We start from the raw sequence: 1,990 nt of genomic DNA on the forward strand, positions 1-1,990 counted from the left end.
GGCCGAGCCACCGGTCCGTCCCGTCGCACCGGTGACCTCACCCCCGGCCGGCGACGGCCCCGCGACTTCACCCACCACCGGCGGTGGCCCGGTGCCCTCGCACCCCGCCGGTGGTGGCGCGTCGACCTCGCCCGCTGCCAACGACGGCCGTGGGCGGCCCGGTGACCCGGTGGCCGCGCACTCCGCCGGCGGTGACCCGGGACCGTCCGGTCGCTCGGACGCCCCGCCTCCGGCCGGTGCACCCGGACGGACCGGTGCCCCGGGACGGACCGGTGGCTCGGCCGCCGTGAGATCGGCCGGTGCGGGAGCTGTCGACGCCACGCCGGTGGACGACGAGGAGTGGCCCGAGCCGGCCCGGCTGGGTGGCTCCGGAGCGGCTCCCGCCGCGGTTGGTGGCGACGCCGCGAGCGACTGGCCCGAGGCGGCCCGTCCCGGTGGCGCGACCACTTCGAACACCGGGTCGTCCGGCCCGGCCGCCGTGGTTTCCGGGGGGCCGACGGCCGGCGCGGCACCGACCGCGTCCACGCTGACCGTCGCGCCGAAGCAGTCCGCGCCCCCGTCCGGCAACGGCAACGGCGCACCGGTGAGCAGCGCGATCGCGGCGGCGCGGGCCGCCGCCGCTGCGGCTGGCACCGCGGCCGCGAAGGGTCCGCGTACCGCCCAGGCGAACCGGAAGACCGCCGACGCCGAATGGGCCGGGGAGCCGCCGTACGACCCGGACTTCGACGGGCCGCTGCGCGGCGGTGGTCGCCCCCAGCCGGCGGCGACCCCGACCTACGAGGGGTTCGACCCGGGTGACGAGCCGCTGGACGAGGTGATCGACGAGCGAACCGCTCGGCAGTCCAGCGAGGAGCAGGCGGTGCAGCTGCTCCGGGAGGCGTTCGGCGCCGAGAAGATCGACGAGGTCGACGCGCGCTGAGCGCGCGCCGGCCGACAAGGACGTGTGCCGCCGCCCGACTAGGCTGGGCGCGGCCGAGCAGACGAGTGCGAGAAGGAGCCATCCGTGCGCCCAGGTGGACAGCCGAACATGCAGCAGATGCTGAAGCAGGCGCAGAAGATGCAGCAGCAGATCGCCAAGGCGCAGGCCGAGCTGGCCGAGGCTGAGCTGACCGGCACCGCCGGCGGCGGCCTGGTCACCGCGACCGTCTCCGGCGCCGGTGAGATCAAGAGCATCAAGATCGATCCGAAGGCGGTCGACCCGGAGGACGTGGAGACCCTGGAGGACCTGGTCGTTGCGGCCCTGCACAACGCCGCCGAGGCGGCCAAGGAGCTGACCGAGAAGAAGATGGGCCCGGTCGCCGGCGGCATGGGCGGCCTCGGCCTGCCCGGTTTCTGAGCCGGCCGATGTACGAAGGCGCCATCCAGGACCTGATCGACGAGCTGGGCCGGCTGCCGGGCGTGGGCCCGAAGAGTGCCCAGCGGATCGCGTTCCACGTCCTGTCCGCGGACCCGGCCGACGTCAACCGGTTGGCCGGCGCGCTGCGCAAGGTCAAGGAGCTGGTCCGGTTCTGCACCACCTGCTACAACGTGGCCGAGTCCGACCAGTGCCGGATCTGCCGTGACCCGCGCCGCACCGACGAGGTGCTCTGCGTGGTCGAGGAGCCCAAGGACGTGGTGGCCATCGAGCGGACCGGCGAGTTCCGCGGTCGCTACCACGTGCTCGGCGGGGCGATCAATCCGCTGGAGGGCATCGGGCCGGACAACCTGCGCATCCGCGAGCTGATGACCCGGCTCAGCGGCGGTGCGGTCCGGGAGCTGATCCTGGCCACCGACCCGAACACCGAGGGCGAGGCGACCGCGACCTACCTGGCCCTGATGGTCAAGCCGATGGGCATCTCGGTGACCCGGCTCGCCAGCGGCCTGCCGGTCGGCGGCGACCTGGAGTACGCCGACGAGATCACCCTCGGCCGCGCCTTCGAAGGCCGCCGCGCAGTCTGAGCGGTAGCACGGGCGCCGAGTAGTACCGATGGGTCCACGCCGACAGGCGTGG

The 1,990-nt window shown here is 74.5% G+C and carries 3 protein-coding genes; all 3 read left to right on the forward strand.

Annotation, left to right across the window (positions count from 1 at the left end; translation table 11 throughout):
- Positions 1-325: 325 nt before the first annotated feature.
- The 3 genes from ACSNN7_RS28830 (at position 326) to recR (ending at position 1,938) form a co-directional block, all read left to right on the forward strand.
- On the forward strand, positions 326-919 hold the full coding sequence (locus ACSNN7_RS28830) for a hypothetical protein (protein WP_436684200.1): 594 nt from the start codon (positions 326-328) through the stop codon (positions 917-919).
- Between the two features lie 108 nt (positions 920-1,027).
- A complete protein-coding gene (locus ACSNN7_RS28835) occupies positions 1,028-1,336 on the forward strand; it encodes a YbaB/EbfC family nucleoid-associated protein (protein WP_218896632.1) in 309 nt (102 codons plus the stop codon).
- Between the two features lie 8 nt (positions 1,337-1,344).
- A complete protein-coding gene (gene recR / locus ACSNN7_RS28840) occupies positions 1,345-1,938 on the forward strand; it encodes a recombination mediator RecR (protein WP_334457614.1) in 594 nt (197 codons plus the stop codon).
- Positions 1,939-1,990 lie beyond the last annotated feature (52 nt).

It is taken from the genome of Micromonospora sp. URMC 105 (assembly GCF_051386295.1).
Taxonomy (GTDB): domain Bacteria; phylum Actinomycetota; class Actinomycetes; order Mycobacteriales; family Micromonosporaceae; genus Micromonospora.